Source organism: Agaribacter flavus, from assembly GCF_042646125.1.
Taxonomy (GTDB): domain Bacteria; phylum Pseudomonadota; class Gammaproteobacteria; order Enterobacterales; family Alteromonadaceae; genus Glaciecola; species Glaciecola flavus.
Window position 1 is genome coordinate 1 of sequence record NZ_JBHRSW010000026.1, and the last position, 4,338, is coordinate 4,338.

Genomic DNA, 4,338 nt, shown 5'->3' on the forward strand with positions numbered 1-4,338 from the left:
ATTAGTGCCGCACCATTAAACTTAAATCAGACAGTTGTACAGAACGGTCTAAAATGATCGGTTACGCATCAAGTGACCTTATTGCACTCGTATATAGCTTCAAAGGGGTTTTAATCTTTGCGGAAATATTTTCCTCCGCGCTGAATTCTGCAGAATCAAAAATAGTATTTAAAATACTAGTGATATCGCCATTAGTTGCTTTAAATGCTTTAGCACAATCAAATACCAAACGGCCTGGTGGGATATCCGCCACCAAATATTGGACTAGTTTTTGACATACAAATGCTGCAGTTGAAGGGTGCTGAGCTAATATACCTAGAGCCAATTCACCTTCACTTGCGCCATTCGGAGTGATATCGTGCCCCAGAAATACTTTGCTCTCAACATCGTGATCAGACTCATTGAATATGAATTGTCCATCACTATCGACCTGCCAACCTGTAAATATTCTTGCAAGTTCCACCACGTCTGTTTCAGTATATCCACCGCTTTCTCCTAATGTGTGCAGTTCCATTAGTTCTCTTGCGTAATTTTCGTTAGGATTGCCTTTCACACTTTTATGATTACTTAAATACATAAGCATAGCAGGACTTTGAGCGCTTGCTGCCAGTATACTGCGAAAGTTAGTTAGTGCTAGTTCTCTAAAAGCACCATTCTCAGCGATTTCGTAAGCTATTTTCTTGTGACTGTTATAGTTTGTACTGAAGTGATTTTCCCAAAAGAAAGCCATAACTTGCTGCAATTGACGCTTACTATACAACTGGTAGGTTAGCTCTCTTTTCCTTAAGCTTTGAATTGAGTCTACTTCTATTTGCGCAACGAGTACTTCTGCAGAAGAGTCGTCGATCAATTCTGGCGCCATCTGTTCTTGCAGCCAATTGTATACTCCCATGCTTTCTACTTCATCTTGTAAACTTTTTGAGATACCAAACGTGGTTCTAGAAAGAAGGTGCTTCAATGGGATAGTCTTTTGATTAGTAGTTAAATTCAACGATTTAGAGTTAATGTTTCCAGAAGCATCATATGCGTTAAAAGTAAAAGATTGTGAAGATTCGCTGCTAAGACTGTTTTCGTCGATGTATATTGCCCATTGGCCTGTATTTGGATTAAATTCAATGTCACGTTCAAAGAAAATGATACCTAATTTGTCATTAGCCATCGATGCGTTTAGTGATGCTACTTGGATGTTGTCCTTCACCTGTCCTGAGATAGTAAAGCCGTTTTCACTAACTTCTTCGTCAGGTTGATGAGATTCTACGTTTATTGTGGGCGCCTCTATATCTTCAACTACGTTAAAAGTCTTTGTGTCTAACGCAGCGTTTCCCGTTTTATCATATGCGGTTACTGTTACCTCAATAGTAGCCTGTAGCGTTAACCAATCGGAAGGGATATCTATTTGCCAATCTCCAACGGTAGGATTAGTGATAATTTTTTGATGAGATGCATTGAAACCATCGCTGACCTCAATGACTAGATTGTTTAAGTCTTTGTTATCATAAACACTACCCGATAGTATAAATCCTTCATTGCTTACGCTTTGTTTGATAGGTGAGATAATTCGTACTTTAGGTGAGATTGAATCAAAAGTTTTATCATCGTATTTTGATACGCTGAAATCCAATACACTTGATGATCTGATTGTTTTACTGTAAAGGTGACTGACTCCCGCAAATGGTTGGATGACCTTCAAAACATAATTGTTCTTTTTAATATTTCCAACATCAAAAATTAGTTTACCTTCGCTGTCAGTTATTCCAGCACTTTGATAGATGAGCGCGCCATCTGCATCTACACGGTAAACAAAAATTTTGATATTACTGAGGTTTTGTTTGGAGTCTCTATCCCAGAGATGAACGTTTATAGCGCCTAATATCAATGTAACTTCGCTTGGTTCAGTGATTGTTTCGCTGATGACATCACCTTTATATTTTGCGGTTTTTATTCGGTATTCTTTGCCTTCTAAGATGTCATCGAGATCAAATACTGCTATGCCATTTGAGTCAGTTACTTGTGTTGATGCCCAAACCCATTTCCCTTCATCGCTTTTTTTCTGAGCAGTCACTTTTATTCCTGCTTCTACCATATTTGTCGAAGCATTAACCACCGATACAGTTGTTGGCGGATTGCCAACAACAAACTCAATGCTTCCAGTAAGTGGTAGTGGTCTACTGTACTTTATTTTATTGTCAGTTTTGCTGATAGCAGATAATATATAGCTTTCGTCTGTGTTCAGCGAAGATAGATCGACCAGCACTTTTCCTGACGCGTTAGTGATTAATTCAGTTTTCCATCTATGCTTTTTGGTATGTCCGTTGTAAATAGTGAGAGCAACCTTATAGTTTGCCAGCGCTTCATTTTGTGCCTTACTACCGTCTAGCACTGATACAGAGAGTTTCCCAACTTCGAAAATAAAGTTGCCTGGCGTCGTGAACATTTGACTAGTTGATTTTCTTCCATTAAAGATATTCGCTGTGAGTTGGACGTTTTCTCCTTTTGCGAGAGATGGCAGGACAAAGTCTATTTTTCCTGATTTGTCTGTAGTTTTCTTACTCAACCATTTTTTACTTCCATCATTTTTCGGCGCCCATGCAGTGACCTCTATATCATTAATTGTAGAGTTGTTCTGCATGTTTTTTAGTACTATTGAAAGTGGCTTAACACCGACAATAAAATCCTGATTACCGTAACTTTTGATTGTGTGGTAAAAATTTGCTTTTTTGTCAACTGTACTAGCGGCTTTCAGTTTATAGACTACATTGTCATTGATAGACGGCAGATTCAGAAGAATCTTGCCGTTTGCGTCTGTTTTAAAATAAGAGCGTTTTATAATTTCGTTGTTCTGCATAGATAGCAATTGCACATCGTAGTTTTTTAGTGGGATGTTGTTGTCAACACTGCCATCTTTTATGGTAACTGTGACTAAACCAATACCCCATTCGAACTTTCCTGTATCTTTGATAATGGTAGAGCGAATCCATCTACCCGAAGAGATCTTCGTTGAAAGTTGATAGAATTTATCTATACCTAACCCTGACAGCTTCCACGTGATTTCGCCCTGCGCGTTACTTGTTTTATTTGCATACCATACTTTTCCTGTTGGTGTTATTTGTTGCGCAGTAATACTCTGATTAGCTATAGGTAGGCCTGTTGCTTTATCTATAACTTTTAAGTTTAAAACTTGGCTATTAGCTAGCACTAACGAGGAAAAAAATATTGTAAATAGTACATACAATACTTGCATATATGCACTAGTTGCTGCTTTTATGATGGAGATTGCTAGATTTTCGAGTTTGCTGGATATCGAGTTGATACATCTCAGACTTCGGATAAATACAGTACCTTGAGTGATCATTTGCATACAAAAAAGACAATACACTAATGCGGCAAATGGTAACGAATCGAATTAATTAGTGGGGTATTCCGAAAGAGCGGAAGGAATAAATACTAATAACTAACTTTTACTACCTTGCTACTTTAAATCAATTACCATAGCTAAATATGCCCAACGATTACCTGTCCAAATGAAACTCACATCACCGCACCTGACTTGGTTTGGCGCTGTAACCGCAAACTGCCTGTCCAGTAAATTCGGAATGGCTACATGCTCTTGTGTTGCCTTTTTATAAGCGTGTTGCGGCAACTGGCAGCTGACTAAATCTAGCTTCTTCATCAGCTTCCCAGCGCGATAACGCGACAAGCTCACAGCATGAGAATCATCATTCGTCACGATATCGGCAATGCTTCTCGCGCCCGCTGAGCCATTGCTCAGGCGATGCGCCTCACGTACCAAGCTGCGCAACTTGGCAGCCTCAGGGGATAATCGTTTGTCTCGCTTATCCCAATATTTAAAAGTGCTTCGGTTGACTTCCAGTACCTCACACACCGTTTTCACCGAATAACGGTTTTTATCGCTCTGATGTAATCGCTTAACTAACGCGAGTTCTTCATGGAGTCCGACATCAACAGAGCGGTAGCTTTTTTTAATATTTCCTTTTCTAATTCAAGCCGTTCATTGCGCTTTTTAAGTTCACGAATTTCAATCTGCTCAGGCGTCATAGGCATTTGTTTTATCTGCTTGCCATCACGTTCTTGCCGAAGTTGTTTAACCCACTTCCCAACCGTTGAAAAACCAACGCTCATTGCTTTGGCTGCTTCATCATGAGTGTATCCCTGTTCGAGAACTAGCTGCGCTGTTTCCAATCGAATTCAGGGCTAAAGGTTCGTCTTGTTTTTTTTATTCATTTTTGCCACCTAATCCTGATATGCTTTATAGCCCCCTCTGTCAAAATCTGACTCTTATACACAATTAAATTAAATTCAAAATGAACTTTGTTAAGA

1 protein-coding gene and 1 pseudogene are annotated in these 4,338 nt (G+C 39.1%); both read right to left on the minus strand.

Going from position 1 to position 4,338, the window contains the following annotated elements; translation table 11 throughout:
- Positions 1-61: 61 nt before the first annotated feature.
- The gene (locus ACFOHL_RS12950; protein ID WP_376920659.1) at positions 62-3,241 is read right to left on the minus strand and encodes a DUF1800 domain-containing protein; all 3,180 of its coding nucleotides are present in this window, start codon (positions 3,239-3,241) and stop codon (positions 62-64) included.
- 234 nt (positions 3,242-3,475) lie between these two features.
- Positions 3,476-4,238 (minus strand): annotated as a pseudogene (locus ACFOHL_RS12955) (IS3 family transposase); the annotation flags it as partial.
- Positions 4,239-4,338: the final 100 nt, after the last annotated feature.

Excerpts from the sequence above, each read along its gene's own strand:
- ACFOHL_RS12950 (WP_376920659.1), bottom strand. The coding sequence starts at position 3,241 with ATGCAAGTATTGTATGTACTATTTACAATATTTTTTTCCTCGTTAGTG.